Source organism: Rhizobium sp. Root708 (genome assembly GCF_001429725.1).
Taxonomy (GTDB): domain Bacteria; phylum Pseudomonadota; class Alphaproteobacteria; order Rhizobiales; family Rhizobiaceae; genus Rhizobium.
In genome coordinates this window covers 22,134-45,095 of the sequence record NZ_LMHV01000015.1, presented here as the reverse complement: position 1 = coordinate 45,095, position 22,962 = coordinate 22,134, and the positions used below count along the sequence as shown (strand labels likewise).

Genomic DNA, 22,962 nt, shown 5'->3' with positions numbered 1-22,962 from the left:
CGATCTCTTCTGCCTTGTGTCTTTTCGCTGCCATTCCAATGTCCTTCTTCGGCTCATAAGCCATACTTCAAGAAGGATCACTTTTCAGGGGGCAGACCAGACGCCCCACAACGAGAGCGTCGTCCAGCTTCTTGACGTCCAGAAGGCCCCTCCGCGTGACGTCGGCTCTCATAACCAGAGAACCAAGAAGACTGGGGGTGCCTTTTACTAGCAGGCCAGCCGCGGCTTCATAGGCTCCTTCGTCTGCCTGCGGAGGCAGTTTCAAGATGATGACCGTTTGACGAGTGGTAGCCCCTTTCAAGAAAGCCCCCGCGAGCCGCATCGCGGCCTTCAAGGCGACGCCGTAGGTCGCCGAGGCGATGTTGACCGTGGAGGTTGTGCGACCGAGGTTCATAGCGTCACCTCGTTGCTGGAGCGACGGATCAAGGTGTCAGGTCCGATCGGTGCCTCGTCCAGATCCATGGAGATGAAACGATGAAGGGTCATCCATGCGATCGCCGTCAGAGGAGGCACTTCCCGGAAAAGGCTGAACGTTTCGCCGACTGAAATAGAACCGGCCTCGCTAAGGGCGGCCATCAGTCTCACTCTGTCGTTCAGCGGCGTTCGAAACCGCGCGTAACGGAGCAAGTCCTTCGCATTCTGGAGGCGATGCCCGGAATAGATTTCTCCCAACGTGACGAACCGGTGCCGGCGCTTCATGCAGGCGATCGTCTCCGTCACCGCGGGATCACCGAAGAACTCTGCCACGTCAAGGAACTCGCGCGTTCCGTCGAAGTGGTCGACCATGAAATCAACCACATGCACTCGATCATCGACGTGAGCGCCGAAGCAGAGGCAGGACCAGGCGATGACCGTTTCGTCGACGTCCAGGAGACAACCAGGGTTTCGCGCGATCTGGCTCCTAAACGCGGGTCGATCCGGGCAGCGGACGGTGGCTAGGGGGAAGTAGGTCTTCAGTGACGCTTCGCGAAAGACAGCGTCGAGGATGGAGTGGTCAGCGGCACGCTTTTCCATGTTCGAAAATCCAACACACGATGATACCTGCCGCGGGAGCAGCGTTCAGTGTCAACCGATGGTGGATATTCGCAGATTGTGCTCCATATTGGAACATATAGAGAACACCCAGGTCGATGTCAACAGAGATCCTCAACGCTTCCCGTCGACTCTTGTCGGGAGTCGCTGGCGTCAGGGAACTCGACTTCCGCACGGAAGCCACCTTCCACGCGGTTTTCCAAAACGAGCGTCAGGTCGTACACCGCTGCAATCTCCGACACGATTGCAAGACCCAGACCAGAGCCGGGTTTCAGACGGTCGAGACGGACACCCCGGCGCGGAAGTTCGGGCAATTTCTCTGGCGACACGCCTGGGCCGTCGTCCTCAATCACGAGGCGGGAATGCCCATACTGTCGAACTGCGCTCACATATATCCCGGTCCTGGCCCACTTGCAGGCGTTCTCGAGCAGGTTCCCCACAAGTTCCCGAAAGTCGTGCGGGTCGACCGGCACGCTTAAGCGGTCGGCAACGTTTACGCCCCAGGCGAGGCGTTCGCCCGCCTCAGTATGTCGGAGCATTCGAACGGTCTCGTTGACGATATTCTCGACGTCGGCGTCACCACTTCTCTGATCAGGGCTCGGGGTGATACGGGCTCGGGCGAGCTCGTTCTCGACGTGCGAGAGCATGGTCTCGGCAAGGTGGTCGAGTTCATCGGCGATCTCGATCTCGCCCTTCTCTCGGAGTGAGTACGCGTTGTTGGTGAGAACGGTCAAAGGCGTCTTCAGCCCGTGAGCGAGGTCACTGGCCCTACTTCTGGCCTTCTCCATCGCCGCGCCCTGGCTTTCCAGCAGTTTGTTCAGTTGGTTGACGAGCGGTTGCACCTCACGCGGATAGGCCCCCGCCAGTCGGCTGGCCTTCCGGTCGCGGACCGCTTTAAGATCACGGCCAATGCGGTCGAGAGGTCTCAATCCGATCCAAAGCTGCCCGATCGACATCAAGACGAGGAGCGCGGCAAGAACAGCGACATAGGGCAGGATGTCCAGAGCAAATCCAAGGCGTGCGCTGTCGACCTCGTCGGCATTCACCGCCACCGCGATGCGAATGGGCCTCCTGCCCTCAGGTGCGGCCAATGACAGCACGCGTTCCTGAACAAGGACATCCTTCCCCTCCGGTCCGGAGAGACGATATTGGTGCATGATGCCGACAGGATGTGAATCCTGCGGCAGAGGCAGGACGTAGTCGAAGAGCGAGGAAGATCGGACCTCCGTCTTCCCCACAGGATCGTCGATCTGCCAGTAGAGCCCCCCATAGGGTATCAGGAAACGATTGTCCGGAGGGTTCTCGGACACCTGCAGCCTGCCTTCGGGCGAGAAGCGGATCACAGCGGCCAGGCGGTTTATGTGTCCGGTCAGCTCGTTCTGCACGCGCTTGCTATAGCTGTCCGCAAAAATCTGGACGAGAGCGACGGATGCAGCAGCCAGGCAGATCGACACGGCTATCAGCGACGTGATGATGAAGCGGCCGTGAAGCGACCTCATGTCCCCTCGCCCGATGCTAGCTGGTACCCGAAGCCTCGGCGCGTGACGATCGCGTTCCTTCCAAGCTTCTTTCTCAGCCGTCCGATCAGGACCTCCACCGAATTGCTCTCCCGTTCAAAATCCTGGGTGTAAAGCTGCTCAGTAAGCTCGAGCTGGGAGATCGCGCGACCGCGGTTCTGCATCAGCACCGACAGGCATTTGTACTCCATGGGCGTGACATCCACAGGCATCCCGTCGACCATCACCGCGCGTCGGCGCGGGTCGATGGAAACGGGACCTGAAGACAGGACCGCACTGGCATGGCCAGAATATCTGCGCAGGACTGCGTGCAATCTGGCGAGAAGCTCCGCGATGCGGAATGGCTTGCCAAGATAGTCGTCGGCGCCAGCGTTGATCCCCTCGACGCGCTCCTCCCAGTTGCCGCGCGCCGTCAAGATGATGACCGGCATGTCACGACCGTTCGCCCGCCAGTTTTTGAGGATCGTTAGGCCGTCGATCTTCGGCAGACCCAGATCAAGGACGACGGCGGCGAAGTCCTCATGCTCGCCGGCGAACAGGGTGGCTTCTCCGTCGGTCTCGTGGACGACATTGAAACCGGCTTTGGTGAGCTGAGCGGCCACGTCACGGGCGATGAGCGGGTCGTCTTCGGCAAGCAACAGGCGCATCATTCGTTCTCGATTTCGACGATCCTGCCTGACGCGGCGTCCACTTCCACCTCGGTGACCTGACCGCCGCCCCTCAGAATCCGGAACTCGTAGATTATGCGATCGTCATGCCGATCGACACTGATATCGATCAATTCGCCGGGCGACTTGGCGAGGACTTTCGCCTTCAGTACGGTCAGAGGCAGGATTTTCCCTTCGTGGACCTGTTTAGGAAGGTCCTCGTGCGACGGCAGGTCATCCGCTTCGCGGGAACGACCAGGGAAATCGTCGGCATGTGCGTTCGCTACCGGAAGCGACGGCCACAGAAGAACAAGGCAGACGAACGCGAGCGTGCAAGTCGGGTACATCGCCGGAGAATATCCTACCGAAGGTGACAATAAGCTGACAATCGCGATCAGGTCGCCGTCAGGTCGCGCCCCATAGGTTCGAGGCCGACCAGATGAGCAAAACCGCTCCTGGGATGATGGAGAAAGACCAATGAAAAAAATCATGTTCGCAACCCTCCTGCTCGCCACCGCGTCGATCGGCGTTGCCCGCGCCGAAGAAGGTCAGAATTGCACGCAGGCTTCCAAGGACAGGTGGTTGAGCGAGGACGGCATCAAGGAAAAGGCCAAGGCCGCGGGCCTCGAGGTGCGCCGGGTCAAGGTGGAGGGCAGTTGCTACGAGGTCTACGCCGTCGATAAGAAGGGCAAGAAGGTCGAAACCCTGTTCAACCCCGAGACCGGCGCAGTGGTCGGCAACGAAAGCGAATGATCATGCGCAGGATGGATACGGATGCGGCGGGCGCTGGCTCGCCGCCAAAGATCAGGGTGTGGGACCCGGTCGTGCGGATGTTCCACTGGGGTCTGGTGGGCCTGTTCGCGTTTTCCTTTCTGACGGGCGACGAGTGGAAACAGGCGCATATTCTGTCGGGCTACGCCATCGTCGGCCTCCTGCTCGTGCGGATCATCTGGGGCTTCGTCGGCAGCCATTACGCGCGCTTTTCCAACTTCATCTACGATCCGATCACGACCCTCCGCTTCATGCGTGACAGCCTGGCCATGCGCGGCAAGCGCTACATCGGCCACAATCCGGCCGGAGGCGCGATGGTGTTCGCGCTGCTCGTCGCGATCTCGGGCATTGCCACGACCGGGTACATGATGACGACGGACGCCTACTGGGGAGTGGAATGGGTGGAAGAGGCGCATGAACTGCTGGTCAATGTGACGCTTGGCCTCGTCGGCCTTCACATCGCGGGCGTCCTCTTGGCAAGCATCGAGCACAGGGAAAACCTTGTCCGAGCGATGGTAACCGGCAGGAAGCGAGCTGACTGATATCGACTCGGGGGCCGAGCATGGCTTGAAGCCGCGCGAGGGATCTAGCAGGATTCGTTGCCCACTCGAACGAGCCGATTTCATCCTTCGGCGTTAGGAACGACCTTGGGGGGCGCAGGTGGACATCCTGGCTTCGTCAGCGGCCTGAATGAAAGCCTTGCGCGCGGTCTCCTGCGAGACATGCCCGCTTACGGCCGCGGCGCAGATCTCTCTCGCGAATGCATGCTCTCTACGCGAGCCTTTCCATCGGTTGGCGAGAAACTCGAGCGCCTCGCTCGCTCCGCCAACAGCCTCAGGGGCGTTCATTCCCACCTGGACGAAAACAGGCTCGGACCAGGTTCCTTCAATTTGTTTCTGGGACGTCATCCTCGATCTCCTGAACGTTGCGAACTGCGAGCGGGGCATCATGACGAGGGCCGGACCACGATAAGGCGCTGGCTGATGGCGTCAGGATACCGCGTTCGACCGGCGTGGACGTCGATATCGATCAAGCCAGGCATGATCGCACCTGAAATCACCTTGTTCTCGCCTTAGCCGGCTCGCTCCTCGGTGTCGCTTCAGCCGCGATCGTTCCTCGGTGACGCAGGTGGCTGACGTCGCAGTCATGGGGCGGCGCGAAGGCGATCAGTCCGTCCTCGACGACTCGAACCATACAAGCGGCTTGATCCAGCGCAATGTGTGAAGCCACTAGGCATCCTAATCTCAAAGGCTGCTCCAACTCGTGGAGGACAACACTTAAATAGGAGATTCAGGATGTCCATGTTCAGACTGCCAACGATCGCTCTGCTGACCTTGCTTGGTGCTCTCGGTGCCATCGGCAGCGCCTCCGCCCAGACGAAAAGTCCAGACACGGCCCAGTCGGAGGCTAAGCCTGAGGCCGAAGGATCGGAAATGATGCCAGGCATGATGGGCCGCAACATGATGCCATCTGGCATGAATGAAGGAATGCGCATGATGGGGCCAATGCGCGGTCATATGATGAAGATCATGTTCGTCATCGCCGATACTGATGGGGACGGCGCAATTTCTTTCGAAGAGTTGACCGCAATCCACAAACGCGTCTTCAACGCGGTTGACGCGAGCAATGACGGCAAGGTTACACCTGAAGAAATGCAGGCATTCATGCAAGACATGTGATGGACGCTGGGCATTTGCCGGCCGCTGCATGGGAGCCTAAAGGAGACTTCTCATGACCTACACGCTCGATAGAACACTCTGGGCGACCAGTTTCGACGATGCGGTCGGCAGGACCAAATCCGCTCTCATCAAGCACGGTTTCGGTGTTCTGACAGAGATCGATGTCAAGGCAACCATGAAAAAGAAGATCGACGCCGAGATCGACGACTACCTCATCCTCGGAGCCTGCAATCCGCGCATGGCGTTCGAGGCGATGAAACTGGAACCGAAGGTCGGGGCCATGCTGCCGTGCAATGTCATCCTGCGCGGGGTCGATGGCGGCAATGTCATGGTGAGCGCCATCGATCCGGTCGCCTCCATGCAGGCGATCGACAACGAAATGCTGACCAGTCTGGCAGGCAGGGTCCGCTCGATGCTCGCCCAGACGGTGGCCGAGATCTGACGATTACGAGTTCCGGCCCCCGAGCCCTGAGGAGCCGAACTTGCGTCGGCTCCTTTTTCGTTGCGACCAGAACCGCAGCATCCTAAAAACTCACCCCGTCCTCAAGCTGGGCGTGCAGGAAGGGGCGGAAAGTTACTCCTCAGACTGCGGTGCCAACCAGCGCACCGATCCCCGCCGTCAATGCCATAGCGAAAGCGCCCCAGAAAGTGACGCGTGTGGTGGCCCTCCAGACGTTGGCGCCGCCCGCTTTCGCACCAATAGCGCCCAGCAGCGCGAGGAGGGCCAGAGACGCGGTTGCAACGGTATAGATCAGCACCGAGGCGGGCGAAAGTACGACCATGAGCAGGGGCAATGCGGCCCCCACCGCAAACGTGACGGCCGACGTCAAGGCCGCCTGGACCGGCCGGGCCGCCATGTGTTCAACGATACCGAGTTCGTCGCGCGAATGCGCGTCGAGTGCATCATTTGCGGTCAGTTGGATCGCGACTTGCCTGGCCAGCTCTTCGGTAAGACCGCGTTTGACGTAGATCTCCGTCAGCTCCTCGTACTCAGCTTCGGGTTGCGTCTCCAACTCGATCCGTTCTCGCGCGAGATCGGCTTCTTCGGTGTCCGCTTGGGAGCTTACCGACACGTATTCGCCGGCCGCCATGGACATTGCGCCCGCGACCAGACCAGCGACGCCTGCTACCAGGATCTGCGAGGGTCCGGCGGACGCGGTAGCGACGCCCATGATCAAGCTCGCCGTTGAGACGATTCCATCGTTGGCGCCGAGGACGGCAGCCCGTAGCCAGCCGATGCGGGAGACCAGGTGATGTTCCGAATGCAGTCTGCTCATGCGCGTCTCCAGGACAAAGTCGATTTTGACGTAGTGAGTGCGAGATCAACCGATGAGCGCAACGTCGATCACGAGCAACGCGGCACTCGCGATCACACCTGCGACGGGCACCCAGAACGGGCAAATGAATACACCCGGAGGCAGCGCTATGGTCTCGGTCATCTTTATGCGGATCAGCGCCAGGTTTACCAAAGTGAACAGCCCCAAAGTGCACTGCGATGTCAGCTTGGCGAGACCTTCGAGCGGTACGAAGATAGCAAACACAAGGATCGCCGTAGCCCCGATCAAAGTGGCGACGATCGGCGTTCCCGTGTGAGGGTTCAGGCGTCCGAGCACCTGGGGGAGGTTTCCCTGTTGGACCAGGCCGTAGATCACCCGAGAGATCATAATCATGTGCACGATGATCCCGTTTTACGTCGCGATGATCGCGATCGCACTCATGGTCACGAGCGGCATGCCCGTCAGGCGTTCAAAGACGAGTGCGAGCGGCGCGGGCGACCTTGCCAGTTCGTCCGGAGGAACAGTGACCACAGCGACCCATGTGACGCCGGCATAGATGACGGCAGTCAGCCCTAACGTCACGAAGAGCGCGCGAGGCAGAGTCTTCGACGGCGTCTTCATCTCTTCGGCAATGTTGACCAGGTGTTCGAAGCCGATGAAGGAGAACACCGCAATCATGGCGGTACCGAACACGCCGACCCAGGCCGTGGGATTGCCGCGGGGCCATGCCTCCGGCAGGCGTTCGATCAGGCCAACACCTTCGGAGAACCCCGCTCCGACGATGAGGAGCAGACCACCGACCTCGATGAGCGTCATAACACCTGCGAAAGTGATCGAGCTGGCTGTCGCCAGGCATGAAATAGCAGCCATTGTCAGCACGACGCCGGCGATGATCGAGGATCCAGGAAGCGGAAGGAGGACGCCTACATATCCAGCACTACCAGCGCTGATCGTCGCTGCCGAGATGATCGCCGTCACGATGACCAGCAACCCGGTCAAGATCGTGAACCATCGCAGTCTAAATGCCCTGTCGACATAGGCGGCTTCACTTGCACTGACGGGCATTCGCGTGCCGAGTTCCGCAAACGAGGCCGCGCTCAAGCCCATGACTGCGGCGGCACCCAGGAACGCAAGCGGTGCATGCATGCCCGCCCGCCCGGCGGCGACGCCGACGAGCACGTAAATACCCGCGCCTATGGTGACGCCGAGACCGTACAGGACGGCGTGCGACAGGATTAGCGTGCGTGCTAGTTTCGGCCGTATCCCGGCGGCTTCCGCGGTCGTTGAAGTCACTTCGCGCTCCCATTGTCGCAAGCACGTCCTCCTGAATTCAATACCGGATCTCGGCCATCAAGGATTTGACCACGATCAACTTCCGCAGACTTCCAGTTGGAAAGGCACCGGTGTGAACGTCCGGTTATCCTGGCGCTCTTCGAAGGAGAGGCGGAATTCTGGCACGCGGCGCCGTGCCGAGGCCAGAGAAGCCGGAGCGCCGGCAATTGCGTTACATCAATGCCGAGTTGAGACGAATGGAGATAGATGATTGCAATCGTGGCGGTCCGCGAGAGATGGAGCAGGACATGACGGCACAATATTTTCTCCCGCTGGCAACATATCCCGATTCAAGTTCCGGATTGATCATTTCGAACGCCGTAACGTTTGCTGGGTATTACAGCGCGCATCTTCACGCGTGCGCGCTAACAGTCGCGATTCCGCACATCCCCAACGCATGGTCGTCTTTGCTGCTCGATACTCCGAAGATGATCGAGCATGCCGAGATTTTGAGCCGCGATCGTGCCGCAACGCTGGTTTCAGCGGCAACGAACCTCGCAGCGAGCGCCGAGGTTGAATTATCTTGTCGAACGGTGAAAACCGCCTTGCCCTTATTGCACGACACGGCAGCCACGGAAGCACGTTTTTTCGATCTGGCTATTCTCGAGTGTATCGCAGACGTTCCCGATACCCGTATTGTCGCCGAAGCGGTCATATTCGGATCCGGCCGGCCGGCCATCATCTTTCCCAAAAAGACCCTTGCGGGCCCAATCGACCATCTGGTCATCGCCTGGGACGGAAGCCGAGCCGCCGCTCGGGCCGTCAACGATGCAAACCCTTTCATTCACAAGGCCAAGCGGGTCTCGGTCCTATCTGTGACGGGCGAAAAGCCGCTGCCGGAGACAAGCGGAGCGCACCTTGCTGAGATCCTGGTTTCGAGCGGCGTCAATGCAAGCTCAACGGCCGCTCGGTTTACTTCGTCATCCATCGGTTTGAGCATTCAGCAAACAGCACTGGAACTGGGCGCCGATATTCTGGTCATGGGAGGATTTGGACACTCGAGGTTACGCGATTTTGTCCTTGGCGGAGCAACCGATGGCGTGTTGCACGAGCCTCTTTTGCCCGTCCTCATGTCACATTGACGAACTGTCCCCGTCGTAGCTTATGACTGGCTTCGGCTGCTATCGAGCGGCGGGACCTTACCGGGTTCGAACGGCGTGGACGTTGATATCGATCAAGCCAGGCACCTTCAACGCGAAATACGAAGCTTGACAACCATCAATGACGTCCTCCTGGCGAAGACGATAATCGGCGAAATCACATACGGAGTTCGCCATGAATATCCCCGTTCCTCCTTCTCCTCTCCCTTCGTCCGCTTTAGAGGTCGCGATCCCTGCCTACTGGACGAGGTCGCCCTCGGAGCTCGGCGCTGCATTCGCCACGTCCCTGCAGGACGGGCTGACGACCGCCGAAGCCGAAGAACGCATGCGACGGTTCGGACCGAACTCTCTTTCCGACGAAAGCCGTGGAGGCATGCTGGCAGACTTGGCGCGCCAGTTCAAAAGTCCGCTCGTGCTCGTGCTGGTGTTCGCAGCGCTCGTCGCGGGTGGCGTCGGCGAAGTCCACGACGCCATCATCATCGGCATCATCATTCTCGCTAGCTGCTTTCTGGGCTTTCTGCAGGAACATGGCGCGCAACGAGCGGTCGAGGCGCTGCGACAGCGAATTTCTCTCACTTCAAAGGTCCGACGCGACGGCGCCGACAAGGTCGTGGCCGCAATCGGCATCGTACCGGGCGACCTGATCCTGCTCTCGGCCGGGAGCCTCGTGCCCGTCGACGCAGTCGTCATCGTCGCGCAGGATCTCAACGTCAGCGAAGCGACGCTCACCGGAGAGACTTTTCCTGTAGCGAAGGCGCCCGGCGTTTCAACAAAAGACGCCGGTCTTGCAGATCGTTCCAACTGCGTGTTCACGGGAACCTCGGTTCGGAGCGGCACAGCGACTGCCCTTGCGATCGCGACCGGCCCCCGCACGGAATTCGCACGGATCGCCAGCGCCGTCGCGCGTCAGATTCCGGAAACGGAATTCGCGCGAGGTGTTCGGCATTTCGGATTTCTGATGACGCGGATCATGCTGTGCATCGTCGTCGTCGTATTGGTGGCGAATCTTCTGCTTCACAGACCTATCGTGGACTCTCTGCTTTTCTCGCTCGCGCTCGCCGTCGGCCTGACGCCGGAACTGCTGCCTGCGATCATCAGCGTGACGCTGGCGCGCGGCGCCCGGACGATGTCGAAGTCTGGCGTGATCGTCCGCCGCCTCGATGCAATGGAGAACCTTGGCAGCATGGACGTGCTCTGCACCGACAAGACGGGGACACTCACCGAGGGCGTCATCCGCCTCGACAGTTGTGTCGACCCGCAGGGCGTCGTCTCGACTGAAGTAAGGCGGCTGGCACTTCTCAATTCATCGTTTCAATCGGGAATGAAGAATCCTCTCGACGACGCCGTGACGGCCACGATCGCAGCGGGGGAGATTTCTTCCGAGGCCCGCAAGCTTGCCGAGATCCCCTACGATTTCTCGCGCAAGCGCCTATCCGTAGTCGTTGCCGTCAGGGGCGGTCCGCCGCTGTTGATCTGCAAAGGAGCTGCCACCAACGTGATCGACGTCTGCGCCGCCGTCATGACCGCGGGCCGCGAAGTGGCCCTGGACGACAATGTCCGCAAACGGTTGGACGATGCCTGCCGGCAATGGGGAGAAGCAGGCATGCGCGCGCTCGCGGTCGCCACCCGGCCCATATCCGAAGCAGCTCCCGCAATCTCGAGGGAAGACGAATCCGGGCTTTGCCTGAAAGGTTTTCTGCTCTTCTCGGATCCCCCGAAGGCTAACATTTCAGCCGTAGTAGCAAGCCTCGTGGAACGAGGGGTGCGGATCAAGGTGATATCGGGAGACAACCGATATGTCGTCCAGCATCTCGCGTCGTCGATCGGAATCGACGGTTCCCGCATGCTCACGGGGAAAGAGGTCGGCCGCATGAGCAACGACGCACTGTTCAGCCGTGCGGGGAAAACCGACCTGTTCGTCGAAATCGACCCAAATCAGAAGGAACGGATCGTGGCGGCCCTCCGCAAGGCAGGACACGTGGTCGGATATCTTGGAGACGGGATAAACGATGCGCCCGCCCTTCACGAGGCGGACGTCGGGATTTCGGTGGACGGCGCGGCCGACGTCGCCCGCGAGGCTGCCGACGTCGTCCTGATGCGGCAGGATCTCGCGGTCCTTTCGAAAGGCGTGGACGATGGACGCAGGACCTTCACCAATACGATGAAGTACATATCGATCGCGACCAGCGCCAACTTCGGCAACATGACCAGTATGGCGGCGGCGTCGCTCGTGCTGCCATTCCTGCCGCTCCTTGCCAAGCAGATACTGTTAAACAATCTGCTGTCGGATCTGCCGGCGATGGCAATCGCCACGGACAAGGTCGATCAGGCAGACCTTCGGCGTCCGCAGCGTTGGGACATCTCCCGCATCAAGAGGTTCATGCTGTGGTTCGGGCCGTTAAGTTCTCTCTTCGATCTGGCGACGTTCGTCGTTCTGCTGGCAGTGTTTTCCGCCGGACAGGACGAGTTCCGCTCCGCATGGTTCGTTGAATCGCTCATGACGCAGTTGGCGACCATGCTCGTCATCAGGACGCCGGGTCCGATCTGGAGGAGCCGGCCCAGTCCGCTGCTATTCGGCACGGCGATCGCCGTCGGTGCCGCGGGAGTGACCATCCCCTACACCGCGGTCGGCGGGCTTTTTGGTTTCGTTCCGATCCCCCTCGAAATTCTCACAGTGCTTTTGGGTATCAGCTTGTTCTACGTAGCAGCTCTCGAGACCGTGAAGATCTTCTACTTTACGACGCTGTCAACGGAGGACCATTCACAGCCCCAAACATCACGCCGTCGGCCTCGCACTCGAACAAGGCGCCATTCAAAATAGGCGCGATCGCTCAGCGTGGGCGCGCGGAATCTCAAAATGCACTCATATTTCGTGGTTGCCAGCGCCATCGAACTTCGCGGCGTCCCTGATGAGCCGGAACTTCACCTGGGTCACTCTGAGGTCACGATACCAGTCCACGATCGCCCCCCAAGGATCGACGATCTTCGCCAGTCCCGAGACGAAGGCGACAACGGTGCCTATCTCGGTCTTGCCGGTGACAACATAATATCCCCCCAGGACGAAAATGCCGACATAGCCCAATTGCGCCATGAGATTCATGAGAAAGTTCATCGCGTACTTGTAGCGGTAGATCTCCATGTTGGCGGAGAAGATCGCTCCGATGCGCGAAGTTTGAGGATCCTCTCCCTGGCCACCTTCGATCGCATGCACCATGCCTTCGCTGACGTCGCGCATGATGGCGACCTTCGCCTCGACCCGGCGGTTGATCGCGGCCTGCATCATCGGGACGAACGCAATCTGCGGGGCGAAGGTCGCTGCGACGGCCAGCATCATCAGCGGCTGGAGATAGATCAGGTAGCTGCAGACGGTGACAAGGATGCCGACCTGCAGCAGCGGCTCGGAGATGCTGGTTCCAACGAAACCGCCGACCGGCTCGGCTTCCGCAAGAACAATCGACAGCTCGACGCCCTCGAGCATGGATTCTGATGGCGGCGTCTCGGCCTGATGCAGAACACGCGCCCGCAGCCAGAGCGTGCCCTTCTCGCCCACCCAGCTTCTGTAGAGATTGAGGGTGAATTTTATCGCGCCCTCCAACACTGCCACCGCGAGATAGAGGGATACGAGAAAAAGAAGCGCCCCGTATGACGCTTGCTGGGTCGCCTCATTGACGATCCGGCGCTGGAGTTCGAGAGGCGCCGCTCCTATAACAAACAGAACCAGGGACAGCCCGGCGATCAACGCCTGATGACGCCTTCCCATCAGCCAGATGAAACCGAACAGTTCGGAGGGCATCGAATCCGTTGCGCTTCCGGTCTTTTGCGAGAAGCGGCCGGGCAATCCAATCCTGGAGCTCCAAACGTTCATCGCGCACTCACGGGTCAGAGAGAGAGCGCTCGACGCGCCCGCTTCGAGAGTCGTCGGATGGTTTCACCAGCAGGACGCCCACGACCGTCCCGACCATGAGGATCAGGATGACGAGGAGAAGCCTCGACATGACAGCGTATGCGATGACCCTGACAAACATGACGGAAACTCCAGGGACGATTTCATCGTTTGAGGGGGCTCACCATGCGGAAGCCAGGGTGATCTCGTTCACCACGCCGCCGACGCCGCGGACGCTTTCCGCCGCCACCCTGGCCGCTGAGCGTTCCAGCTCGGTCTCGACCTCCCCCCTTAGGGTGACGATCCCGTCGGAGACGGTCGCTTTGACTATGGGCGCGGTTATCTCAAGCTCGGCTTCCAGGCGGCTACGAACGGCGGTCCCGAGGGCCTCGTCGCCGGAAGCGGTGCACTGTCGAGGAACATCGAGAAGCGCTCGCATCAAGTCGCGACGGCTGATCATTCCGGCGAGCCTGCCGTTCTCGACGACGGGCAGGTGCTTGATGTCGTGGGCCTGCAGCAGTTCGGCGAGCTGGCTGGCTGTGGCGGTCGGGGTGGCGCTGACGACCGGCGTCGACATCACGTCCTTGACGCGCCAGCTTCGGGCCTTCACATAGTCCGCCAGTGCATCCTCGCGATCGCGCGTATGCGGGACCGCCCGTCTCGCCCAAGACGACGCCACCCGGCGCAGCAGGTCTCCCTCGGTGACGATGCCCGTGAGCCGACCTTCGCCATCGACGACGGGCACCGCGCCAATCTTGCTGGCGTTGACGATCTCGACGGCTTCCCTGACGTTATGTCCCTCGTCGATCGTCGTAACGGGGGTCGTCATGATGTCTTTAGCAAGCATCGCGCAGTCTCCTTGTTGACCGGACGATTACGGAGCCAACACACGTCGAGCGCATTGACGTGGATCAAGCCGGACACGAAGCCGCGGAGGCCGTCTTCGCCCGTCGGCTTCTCCGGCGCCCTCCGACGAAGTGCGGCATCAGGCCCGCCGGCACTGCAACCTCTTGCAGGATCAAGACGTTATGGTTCGGTCTCGTCCTCGCGCGGCACACCAAAGTCATTCCGCGCCGTCGCAAGGAGTCTTATGCAGCATTCCGTCAAGCTGGTATCCGTCGGTACCGCAGTTCCGCCACATGTCATCGACCAGCGTGACGCGGCGCGAGCGTCGCACACCGCGTTCTCATCGCGGTTTGGCGATTTCGAAAAGCTGGCAAGGGTGTTCGAAACCTCGGGGATTCAACGACGCTACGGCGTCCGGCCGATCGAGTGGTATCTCGAGACGTCGGGATGGCCCGAAAGAAACCTCGCTCATATCGAGGGCGCGGGTGCGATGTTCGTGTCCGCCGCCAGTAAAGCGCTTGCGTCGGCTGGCCTAGCCGCAGGCGACGTCGACACGATCGTAACCGTCTCCTCGACTGGTATTGCGACACCTAGTCTGGAAGCAAGGGTAAGCAGAGAGCTGGGTTTCCGGGACGACGTCGAACGGGTGCCCGTGTTCGGCCTCGGCTGTGCCGGCGGAGTCTCCGGTCTGTCGATCGCGTCACGGCTGGCGGCATCCCGGCCAGGCTCGGTCGTGCTGGTGGTCGGGGTCGAGACCTGCACACTGGCATTTCGCATGGACAAGCTTACGAAGGCGAATATCGTGGCGACCGCCCTCTTCGGCGACGGGGCCGCCGCCTGCGTGGTCCGCGCCAGCGAGGCCGGTCTGGCCGAGGTCGAATTTGCAGGCCAGCATACGTGGCCCGACACGCTGGACATCATGGGGTGGAGCGTCGATACGGAGGGTCTAGGCGTGATCTTCGACCGTGCCATACCACCGTTTGCAGAAACTCACGTCTTGAAGGGCGTGACATCCATACTTGCCCGATCAGATCTCACTGCTGCCGACGTTGACCGGTTTGCGTGCCACCCCGGTGGATCCAAGGTCATCACCGCCTTGGAGGCGGCACTGAAACTGGGTCAGGGAGCCCTCGACCGGGAGCGTGAGGTTCTCTCGGACTATGGGAACATGTCGTCGCCAACCGCGCTGTTCGTACTCGAGAAGCTTCTCGCCCACGGACTACCCAGGCGAACTGTCCTGACGGCGATGGGGCCGGGCTTCACGCTTAGCTGCCTCTCGTTGAAGGCTGCAGCATGATCGCCTCGATCATTCTTCTCGCTGCGGTCACGCTCGAGCGGCTCCGGGAGCGGCCTTTGGCGGTTCGCATGGAACACGCCCATTCGTCTGGAGTGGCTTGTGATTTTCGCAGTTTCCAAGTGGCCCGGCTGTGGACACTCTTCACGCTCGGGCGTCGTTGGACCACGAGGATCATCGTGGTTCCCGGAGAGGTCCTTGAGTCGCCGAGGGGCCTTACCGGTTTGTGCGACATCCAAACACGTCGTGGTGGTGGGCGAGATTGCAACACTTCCACTCTGCATCGGATTGTCCGGCCTCGCGTTGCTATTTTCAGTCGCCAACGCCATGGTCCTGACGATCCGCATCAGAGCGGAGGACGACCCTCTTGCAGCATCGGATTCCTGACGGCAATGAACCCGGCGTGCAGGCGCTCGACATAAACACCTATCGCCGGGCTCGTGTGCGACATCCGCCCGGACCAGACCTGCGGGGCAACGACTTGGCACGGATCAGCCGAAAGTCATGCGTCTCAAGACATTCGTCTTCCAATAGAATTGATGGACTAACGCGCCAAGGACGTGGGCGACGATCAATACCCACAGTATCACCTTCAGCACCTCGGCATGAACGTCGCCCGCACCATCGTAACCAAGGTAGAACGCTGCCATCCCAGTTACCGGCAATGCCACAAGTAGGAAGTAAAGGCCCGCATGAGCGGCCTTGGCAGCCAAGCCGAAGATCGCGGGTTCCTGGGGAGGTGCCGGAGGGGCTCCCTGGACGAAACGGAGGACGAGGCGAATGCCGATCAGAAACAGTATTGCGGTGCCGACGTAGGCATGGATGTTGGCGCCGGCCACTTGTTCGAGACTGGCTGAGCCCGTCCGCCTGACGGACCGGCGCCACTCGCTCATCCCGTCCGGAAGGAGCAGATTGTAAATGACGAGCGCCGCCGTCAACCAGTGCAGGATGCGCTGCGGCAACGAGTAGGATGCTAAATTGGCTGTGTCGGGTGGCATGGCTCGTCCTCTAACTCATTATCTATTGAAGCCGTGCGCCCCGGCTCCGATGGTCGAGTGTTATGGTTTCACTTTTTGCTTGATCCGCAGGTCCCGTATTTTCAAGATTGGCGGATCTCTCAACAGCGATTTCCAAACAAAGTGCTCAGTCGCCTTAGGAGCGTGCCCAGCGCCAATTCTGGATCTCGGGCATGTCTTCTCCACGCTCCCGCACGAACGCCCGGTGCTCGTCGAGCTTTGCATGCAGGTCTGCGATCACGTGTGGCACCTTTTCGGCGAGATCGGGCACTCGCGCAATCGCCTCGAGAGCGAGATGATACCTGTCCAGCTCGTTCAATACGGTCATGTCGAATGGCGTCGTCGTCGTTCCCTCCTCCACGAACCCGCGCACGTGAATGTTGCCGTGATTGGTGCGCCGGTAAGTCAACCGATGGATGAGATAGGGATAGCCGTGGTAGGCGAAGATGACCGGCCTGTCCTTCGAAAAGATACCATCGAACCGCCGATCGTCGAGGCCATGGGGATGCTCCTTGGGATCCTGCAGCGCGAGCAGATCGACGACATTCACCGTCCTGATTTTGAGATCTGGTATCGCCTCGTGCAGCAGCATGACGGCCGCTAGCGTCTCCATGGTCGGCACGTCGCCCGCACATGCCATCACTACGTCCGGCGCGATCGTATCGTTCTCGAAACTAGCCCAGTCCCAGACGCCAATGCCCTCCTCGCAATGCTTCACCGCCTCGTCGATCGTCAGGTACTGGGACTCCGGCTGCTTGCCGGCGACGATCACGTTGACGCGGTCGTATGTCTTCAGGCAGTGATCGCCGACCCACAGGAGGGTATTGGCGTCCGGCGGTAGATAGATGCGGACGATGTCGGCCTTCTTGTTGGCGACCAGATCGATAAAGCCGGGGTCCTGATGCGAGAAGCCGTTATGGTCCTGTCTCCAGACATGCGACGTCAGGAGGTAGTTGAGAGACGATACCGGCTCCCGCCAATCCAATGCTCGCGAAACCTTGAGCCATTTGGCATGCTGGTTGAACATGGAGTCGATGATGTGGATGAAGGCCTCGTAGCATGAGAAAAGGCCGTGGCGGCCGGTCAGGAGATATCCCTCCAGCCAGCCCTGGCAGAGATGCTCGCTGAGAACCTCCATGACCCGTCCGTCTCTGCCGAGATGGACGTCGTAGTCTTCGATCTCTTGCATCCAAACGCGGTCAGTCTGCTCGAACACCGCGCCCAGCCGGTTCGACTCGGTCTCGTCCGGCCCGAAGATCCGGAAGTTTTTGGCCTCGGCATTGAGCCGCATGACGTCCCGCAGATACCGTCCCAAAATCTCCGTCGACTGCACCTGCGTGGCGCCACGAACGTCGATCGCGACCGCGTGGTCGCGAATCTCCGGTAGCTGCAGCTCCTTGCGCATCCTTCCGCCGTTTGCGTACGGCGTGGCTCCCATGCGCTTCTCACCGGTCGGCGCCAGGCCTCGCAACTCGTCCTTGAGCCGCCCGTCCGTTTCGAACAAGTCGTCGGGATCATAACTTCGCATCCAGTCCTCGAGGATCTTTCGGTGGCCGGCATCGCCGCGGCAATTGGCGACAGGCACCTGATGGGCACGCCAGAAACCCTCCACCTTCTTGCCGTCGACCTCCTTCGGCCCGGTCCACCCCTTGGGGCTGCGAAGCACGATCATGGGCCACCGCGGCACGCCGGCCGCGGGCGACCCGTTCCTCGCCGACGCCTGCAAGGATTCGATGACGTCGAAGGCCCGGTCGAAGGCGGCCGCCATCTGCCGATGCATGTCCGCCGGCTCGTGGCCCTCGACGAAGATCGGCTCATAGCCAAATCCAACGAACAGGCTGCGGAGATCCTCGTCGCTGGTCCTCGACAGGATCGTAGGATTGGCGATCTTGTAGCCGTTGAGGTGCAGGATCGGCAGCACCGCGCCGTCGCGAGCAGGATTGAGAAACTTCGTCGAATGCCAAGCCGCCGCGAGAGGTCCTGTCTCCGCTTCGCCGTCGCCGATCACGCAGGCTACCACGAGGTCCGGATTGTCGAACGCGGCGCCGAACGCGTGGACCAGCGCATATCCGAGTTCGCCGCCTTCGTGGATTGAACCGGGGGTCTCCGGGGCGACGTGGCTGGGTATGCCTCCCGGAAAGGAAAACTGCCTGAACAGCTTACGCACGCCATCGGCATCCTCCGAGATGTCGGGATATACCTCGCTGTATGTCCCCTCCAGATAGGTGTTGGCAACCATTCCCGGCCCGCCGTGGCCAGGCCCGCACACATAAAGTACATCTCCGTCCCGAGCCTTGATGACGCGGTTGAGATGGGCGTAGATGAAGTTGAGGCCGGGCGTCGTTCCCCAATGTCCGAGAAGGCGGGGCTTGATGTGTTCCGGCCGAAGCGGCTCGCGCAGAAGCGGATTGTCCATGAGATAGATCTGGCCGATGGACAGATAGTTGGCGGCCCGCCAGTAGCGGTCGATGAGTTCGAGCTCGCGCTCGGTGGGCGGTGGGCTTCTACGTTCAGACATGTTGGTATCCTTAAAGCCTGTGGCGGCTGATGACTTCGATCGCTTCGTCGGCGATCACCTGTTCCTCGTCGGTCGGAATGACGAGGGCGACGATTTCGCTTTCTCTTGCGCTGATCACGGTCGCGTTCATCTTGTTCGCGGGCTCGCTCAACGAGAGACCCAGCCAGCCCAGATGGTGGGCCACGCCATTGCGTATTTCCGGCTGATGCTCGCCTATGCCGGCGGTAAAGACGACGGCGTCCACTCCGCCCAGAGAGACGGCGAGCCTTCCTATCTCGCCGGCGATCCTGAAGCAGAAGAGGTCGAGGGCTTCTCTTGACGCCGGATGGAAGTCCTCCAGCAGGACCCGGACGTCGCCACTTTTCCCTGAGACGCCGAGCAGGCCGCACCGGTGATAGAGGAAATCCTCCAGACTATCTGCGTCGTGAAAATTGTTGCGCAAAAGGTGGACGACAGCGCCCGGATCGAGCGAGCCCGGCCGGGTCGACATGGGAATTCCGTCCAGCGGGGAGAAGCCCATGCTGGCGTCCATGCTCACGCCATCGACCATTCCGCAGAGGCTCGCTCCGCTTCCAAGATGCGCACAGATGATACGGCCAGCGGCCAGGTCTGGATCGTGTTTCCTGAGTTCGCCCGAGACGTACTTATAGGAAAGACCGTGGAAGCCGTATCTGCGGATCCCGGCGTCGTGCAGCTCTCTTGGAATGGCGAGCCGTGCGGCAAGACTGCTCTGCGACAAATGGAATGCGGTATCGAACGACGCCGTCTGCGGTATCTCCGGATATGCGCTGTGGACTGCGCGGACGATCGCAAGCGCCGGAGGGAGGTGCACCGGCGCGAGATGCGTCAGATCTTCCATTCTGAGGACGACCTCGGGCTCAAGCAGAACGGGGCCATCGAAGACCTGTCCGCCGTGGACGATGCGATGGCCGGCCACCACGGGGTCGAATCCTCTGCGGGCGATGCAATCGACGAGCTGCGAAACCAGCCGCGCATCGATCGCTGTCCCGGACGGAAGATCGACAGCCTCATCCCCGTCAGAAAATCGGAATGTGAATCTTGAGTGGTCTCCGAGCGTGGCAACACCGCCTCCCAGCCGGAGTGCCCGACCGTCCTTCAGCCTGAAGACGCCGACCTTGAGGCTGGAGGACCCGGCATTGAAAGTGACGGCAACCCTATCCATGGCCCGAAGCCCTGGTGCGTGCCGTCCCAGCAGACTTCGCAGCCACCTTCGTTGCTGCCTGCCTGGCTGCCTCCTTGCTTGCCTCTTCGAAGAACTCGCATGCGTACTCGAGGACGGACGTCTCGTCTTCAGACGACAGACCGAACGGCGCGCACTGCTCCTTCATGGCCCGCAGGACCTTCTTCCTTAACGCAGCGACCGCAAAGGCATTCTTCGAAGCGAGAACCTCCCTCAGGCAGGTTATAGCGACGACCTCCAGGACGGTAAGCTTGCCTTGCACCTCACCCTGGGTAGGTATCGCGAAGCGTTCTCCGCCGCGCTTGCAGTCACGATCCATGATTAACATTGCCGTCTCTCCTCCCTCGGCCGCCGAAACATCGTCCGGGTCCAGTGCGCGTCGAAGCCTGCGCAGCACGACCGCGCGACCCTTCTCGTCGGCGACGGATTTCAGACAGTCGGACAGGTCCAGAACAAAACGCTGATAGTCGTTGTTCCAGTCGGTCCTGCCGGGCACTGCAGGCTTGATACGTGCGTGTGTACTGCCTTCGATGAGCCGTCCGCCCCCCGGTGAAAGCTCGTAGGCGTCGTCCAGCGACGGGCAGACGACCTTTGCGGAAATTTGCTTCGAGAGCCGCGCGGACATCGCTTCACGAGCGCTCTCCTCTCCATGAACAAGGAAGACCGCCTTCCGGATCGGTTCCCGCTCGGCAACCCACGTATCCAGTTCGCTTGCATCCGCATGTCCGCTGTAGGCGTCCAGCGTGGCCATCCTGGCGCAGACGTGAATCTCCTCGCCCTGGATGCGGATATCGGTCGCGCCCTCCTGCAGGATACGGCCAAGCGTCCCCGCCGCCTGGAACCCGACGAACAGCACTGTGCACCCCGGCCGCCAGAGCCAGTTCTTCAGGCGGTGGCGGATTCGTCCCGCCTCGCACATTCCGCTTGCCGCGATGATAATGTGAAAGCCACGAACGAGATCGAGCGCCCTCGACTGCTCGGCCGTCTCGGTGAAGCGCACGTTCGGCGCGTTGAGCGCACGAAGGAACGCCTTCCCGTGACCGAGGTCGGCCGCATGCTTCTTGAATGCCTCGGTCGCTCTCGACGCGAGCGGCGAGTCTATCATGATAGGGCACCGTGGCACCTCTCCTTCGTCCATGAGGGCGACCAGGTCGGTCAGCACCTCCTGCGTCCTCTCGACGGCGAAGGAGGGAATGAGAAGAACCCCGCCGGGGCTGTTCGAGGTCGCGACCACTTCGCGCAGCCGGTCCCGTCGATCCTTCAGAGCGTATTCTTCCCGTTCCCGGTCTCCGTATGTGCTTTCGCAGATGAGGTAATCGACCCCGGAAGGCGCCTTAGGGAAACTCTCGAACAGTTTGTTGCTCGCGCCGACGTCGCCGGAGAACAAAATTCTCGTCGCCCCGTCGGCACCGGGCGCCTCGACTTCGATCGATGCGGAACCCATCAGGTGTCCTGCATTCCAGTAACGGAACCTTACTCCGCCAACGGTCTCCCGCCACTCATCGTAGTCGACCGCAATGAACTGCGGCAGCATGCTGCGGGCGTCGTCCGCGGTATAGATGGGCTCCACCGTCTCTCGCGCCCTTCTGCGATTCCTTCGATTGAGCTGCCGGACCTCCGACTCCTGAATGTGACCCGAATCCTGCAGCATGATCGTGCAAAGGTCGATCGTTGCTGCCGTTGCAAAGATCGGCCCACCGTATCCCGCCTTCGCGAGCTTCGGAAGCAGGCCAGAGTGGTCGATGTGCGCATGTGTGAGCAGCACTGCGTCGACCTTCACAGGATCGAATGGGAGCGGCTTGTAGTTCAGTTCTTTTTCCGATTTGGATCCTTGAAACATCCCGCAATCAACGAGAATGCGCGCTCCGGCCGTCTCCAGCAGGAAGCACGATCCGGTCACCGACCCCGCGGCGCCGTGGAAGTGAAGGATCGGATGGGCCATGACAACTCCTATGTGTTGTCGGGCACTTTAAGGCACCCCGGACGACCGCACGTTGACGAAGGTCAAAGACGTATTCGCGGCTCGCCTGACGGGCAATTTTGGGGAGATGCAGGCCGCCGTCAGGTTCAATTGACCAAGCGCAACGCCAGAAATTTTGGACGGCGCATCATACCCCCCGAGGCCAACGGGCTTCGGAACCCAACAGGAGGTAGAAATGACGGACCTAGGAATCCAACAGGACATACTCGACGAGCTGGCGTTCGAACCCAGCATCGACGCCGCCCATATCGGCGTTTCGGTGGAAGATGGCATTGCTACCCTCTCCGGTCATGTGTCGACCTATGCAGAAAAGCTGACAGCGGAAGACGTTGCCGCGAGGGTGAAGGGCGTCCGGGCGGTGGCTGTGGAGATCGATGTGCGGTGCGTAGGTCATAAGCAGCATGCAGACGACCAGATCGCGTCGCGGGCGATCGACATCATCGCTTGGACCACGGCGCTCCCGGAGGGACCGGTTCATGTAAAGGTCGAGGACGGCTGGGTGACGTTGTCGGGCGAAGTGCGCTGGCAGTTCCAGAAAGCTGCCGCCGAGCATGCCGTCAGGAAGCTCGGCGGCGTGGTCGGCGTCCTCAATCTGCTGACGATACGGCCGTGCCCAACGGTGCCGGACGTCCGCCGTCGGATCGAGGACGCGCTGAAACGGAGTGCCGAAGTCAACGCCGGCGGCATTTCGGTGAAGGTTCAGGACGACAAGGTCGTTCTCGAAGGCGGCGTGCGCGCCTGGCACGAGCGCGGCGTCGCCGAACGGACGGCCTGGTCTGTTCCAGGCGTTGCCACCGTCGAGAACCACATCCGCATCAACTGAAAAAGAGGGAGGGGTCGCCCCCTCCCTCTCTCCGCGCCCACCGTA

At 60.8% G+C, this 22,962-nt stretch carries 24 protein-coding genes; 8 read left to right on the top strand and 16 right to left on the bottom strand.

Annotated elements, in window-relative coordinates; translation table 11 throughout:
• Positions 1–67: 67 nt before the first annotated feature.
• From ASE04_RS13445 to ASE04_RS13425, 5 genes are all read right to left on the bottom strand, one after another.
• On the bottom strand, positions 68–394 hold the full coding sequence (locus ASE04_RS13445; RefSeq protein ID WP_056817994.1) for a hypothetical protein: 327 nt from the start codon (positions 392–394) through the stop codon (positions 68–70).
• Complete coding sequence (locus ASE04_RS13440; RefSeq protein ID WP_056817992.1) at positions 391–1,014, bottom strand: hypothetical protein; 624 nt, start codon at positions 1,012–1,014, stop codon at positions 391–393. The genes ASE04_RS13445 and ASE04_RS13440 overlap by 4 nt, the downstream gene beginning before the upstream one ends.
• Positions 1,015–1,133: 119 nt before the next feature.
• The gene (locus ASE04_RS13435; RefSeq protein WP_056817990.1) at positions 1,134–2,531 is read right to left on the bottom strand and encodes a sensor histidine kinase; all 1,398 of its coding nucleotides are present in this window, start codon (positions 2,529–2,531) and stop codon (positions 1,134–1,136) included.
• A complete protein-coding gene (locus ASE04_RS13430) occupies positions 2,528–3,199 on the bottom strand; it encodes a response regulator transcription factor (protein WP_056817988.1) in 672 nt (223 codons plus the stop codon). Before ASE04_RS13430 ends, ASE04_RS13435 begins: the two co-directional genes overlap by 4 nt.
• The gene (locus tag ASE04_RS13425; protein WP_056817986.1) at positions 3,196–3,543 is read right to left on the bottom strand and encodes a PepSY domain-containing protein; all 348 of its coding nucleotides are present in this window, start codon (positions 3,541–3,543) and stop codon (positions 3,196–3,198) included. Before ASE04_RS13425 ends, ASE04_RS13430 begins: the two co-directional genes overlap by 4 nt.
• A 130-nt stretch (positions 3,544–3,673) precedes the next feature.
• On the opposite strand from ASE04_RS13425, the gene ASE04_RS13420 reads away from it, so the two are divergent.
• Positions 3,674–3,949 carry a PepSY domain-containing protein gene (locus tag ASE04_RS13420; protein WP_056817984.1) on the top strand — a complete coding sequence of 92 codons (276 nt, stop codon included), beginning with the start codon at positions 3,674–3,676 and terminating at the stop codon, positions 3,947–3,949.
• The gene (locus ASE04_RS13415) at positions 3,946–4,509 is read left to right on the top strand and encodes a cytochrome b/b6 domain-containing protein (protein ID WP_056817982.1); all 564 of its coding nucleotides are present in this window, start codon (positions 3,946–3,948) and stop codon (positions 4,507–4,509) included. Before ASE04_RS13420 ends, ASE04_RS13415 begins: the two co-directional genes overlap by 4 nt.
• A gap of 93 nt (positions 4,510–4,602) precedes the next feature.
• Here ASE04_RS13415 and ASE04_RS13410 read toward each other — a convergent pair whose 3' ends face one another.
• The gene (locus tag ASE04_RS13410; RefSeq protein ID WP_056817980.1) at positions 4,603–4,875 is read right to left on the bottom strand and encodes a DUF982 domain-containing protein; all 273 of its coding nucleotides are present in this window, start codon (positions 4,873–4,875) and stop codon (positions 4,603–4,605) included.
• A 387-nt stretch (positions 4,876–5,262) separates the two neighbouring features.
• Here ASE04_RS13410 and ASE04_RS13405 point away from each other — a divergent pair, with 387 nt between their 5' ends.
• Together ASE04_RS13405 and ASE04_RS13400 are read left to right on the top strand one after the other, a co-directional pair.
• On the top strand, positions 5,263–5,646 hold the full coding sequence (locus tag ASE04_RS13405; RefSeq protein WP_443216864.1) for an EF-hand domain-containing protein: 384 nt from the start codon (positions 5,263–5,265) through the stop codon (positions 5,644–5,646).
• Between the two features lie 52 nt (positions 5,647–5,698).
• Entirely contained in the window at positions 5,699–6,088 is a 390-nt protein-coding gene (locus ASE04_RS13400) for a DUF302 domain-containing protein (RefSeq protein ID WP_056817976.1), read from the top strand.
• Positions 6,089–6,227: 139 nt separating this feature from the next.
• Here the strand turns inward: ASE04_RS13400 and ASE04_RS13395 are convergent, their stop codons facing one another.
• The 3 genes from ASE04_RS13395 to ASE04_RS13390 are packed head-to-tail and all read right to left on the bottom strand — an operon-like array spanning position 6,228 to position 8,216.
• A complete protein-coding gene (locus tag ASE04_RS13395; protein WP_056817974.1) occupies positions 6,228–6,923 on the bottom strand; it encodes a VIT1/CCC1 transporter family protein in 696 nt (231 codons plus the stop codon).
• 45 nt (positions 6,924–6,968) lie between these two features.
• The gene (locus ASE04_RS31545; RefSeq protein WP_244490398.1) at positions 6,969–7,316 is read right to left on the bottom strand and encodes a hypothetical protein; all 348 of its coding nucleotides are present in this window, start codon (positions 7,314–7,316) and stop codon (positions 6,969–6,971) included.
• A gap of 18 nt (positions 7,317–7,334) precedes the next feature.
• On the bottom strand, positions 7,335–8,216 hold the full coding sequence (locus ASE04_RS13390; protein WP_244490397.1) for an APC family permease: 882 nt from the start codon (positions 8,214–8,216) through the stop codon (positions 7,335–7,337).
• A gap of 236 nt (positions 8,217–8,452) precedes the next feature.
• Here ASE04_RS13390 and ASE04_RS13385 point away from each other — a divergent pair, with 236 nt between their 5' ends.
• Both ASE04_RS13385 and mgtA read left to right on the top strand, forming a co-directional pair.
• Positions 8,453–9,337, top strand: coding sequence for a universal stress protein (locus ASE04_RS13385; protein ID WP_056817971.1), 885 nt, complete (start codon positions 8,453–8,455; stop codon positions 9,335–9,337).
• 193 nt (positions 9,338–9,530) lie between these two features.
• Positions 9,531–12,176 (top strand): magnesium-translocating P-type ATPase, encoded by a 2,646-nt coding sequence (gene mgtA, locus ASE04_RS13380; protein ID WP_156408778.1) that lies wholly within the window; start codon positions 9,531–9,533, stop codon positions 12,174–12,176.
• A 42-nt stretch (positions 12,177–12,218) separates the two neighbouring features.
• On the opposite strand, the gene ASE04_RS13375 is transcribed toward mgtA, so the two are convergent.
• From ASE04_RS13375 to ASE04_RS13370, 3 genes are all read right to left on the bottom strand, one after another.
• A complete protein-coding gene (locus ASE04_RS13375) occupies positions 12,219–13,148 on the bottom strand; it encodes an ABC transporter ATP-binding protein (protein ID WP_244490396.1) in 930 nt (309 codons plus the stop codon).
• A 79-nt stretch (positions 13,149–13,227) separates the two neighbouring features.
• Positions 13,228–13,380, bottom strand: coding sequence for a hypothetical protein (locus ASE04_RS31185; RefSeq protein ID WP_200960716.1), 153 nt, complete (start codon positions 13,378–13,380; stop codon positions 13,228–13,230).
• 39 nt (positions 13,381–13,419) lie between these two features.
• Positions 13,420–14,085: a CBS domain-containing protein gene (locus ASE04_RS13370; RefSeq protein WP_056817970.1), complete on the bottom strand. Its 666-nt coding sequence runs from the start codon at positions 14,083–14,085 to the stop codon at positions 13,420–13,422.
• A gap of 243 nt (positions 14,086–14,328) precedes the next feature.
• Here ASE04_RS13370 and ASE04_RS13365 point away from each other — a divergent pair, with 243 nt between their 5' ends.
• Positions 14,329–15,381 (top strand): type III polyketide synthase, encoded by a 1,053-nt coding sequence (locus tag ASE04_RS13365; RefSeq protein ID WP_056817968.1) that lies wholly within the window; start codon positions 14,329–14,331, stop codon positions 15,379–15,381.
• A gap of 488 nt (positions 15,382–15,869) precedes the next feature.
• On the opposite strand, the gene ASE04_RS13360 is transcribed toward ASE04_RS13365, so the two are convergent.
• The 4 genes from ASE04_RS13360 to ASE04_RS13340 all read right to left on the bottom strand — a co-directional run bounded on the left by ASE04_RS13360 (position 15,870) and on the right by ASE04_RS13340 (position 22,055).
• A complete protein-coding gene (locus ASE04_RS13360) occupies positions 15,870–16,376 on the bottom strand; it encodes a cytochrome b (RefSeq protein WP_056817965.1) in 507 nt (168 codons plus the stop codon).
• A 154-nt stretch (positions 16,377–16,530) separates the two neighbouring features.
• Positions 16,531–18,912 (bottom strand): phosphoketolase family protein, encoded by a 2,382-nt coding sequence (locus ASE04_RS13355; RefSeq protein ID WP_056817963.1) that lies wholly within the window; start codon positions 18,910–18,912, stop codon positions 16,531–16,533.
• A gap of 10 nt (positions 18,913–18,922) precedes the next feature.
• Positions 18,923–20,095, bottom strand: coding sequence for an acetate/propionate family kinase (locus ASE04_RS13350; protein WP_056817961.1), 1,173 nt, complete (start codon positions 20,093–20,095; stop codon positions 18,923–18,925).
• Entirely contained in the window at positions 20,088–22,055 is a 1,968-nt protein-coding gene (locus ASE04_RS13340; protein ID WP_244490395.1) for an MBL fold metallo-hydrolase, read from the bottom strand. The genes ASE04_RS13350 and ASE04_RS13340 overlap by 8 nt, the downstream gene beginning before the upstream one ends.
• A gap of 214 nt (positions 22,056–22,269) precedes the next feature.
• Here ASE04_RS13340 and ASE04_RS13335 point away from each other — a divergent pair, with 214 nt between their 5' ends.
• The gene (locus ASE04_RS13335; protein ID WP_056817958.1) at positions 22,270–22,917 is read left to right on the top strand and encodes a BON domain-containing protein; all 648 of its coding nucleotides are present in this window, start codon (positions 22,270–22,272) and stop codon (positions 22,915–22,917) included.
• Positions 22,918–22,962: the final 45 nt, after the last annotated feature.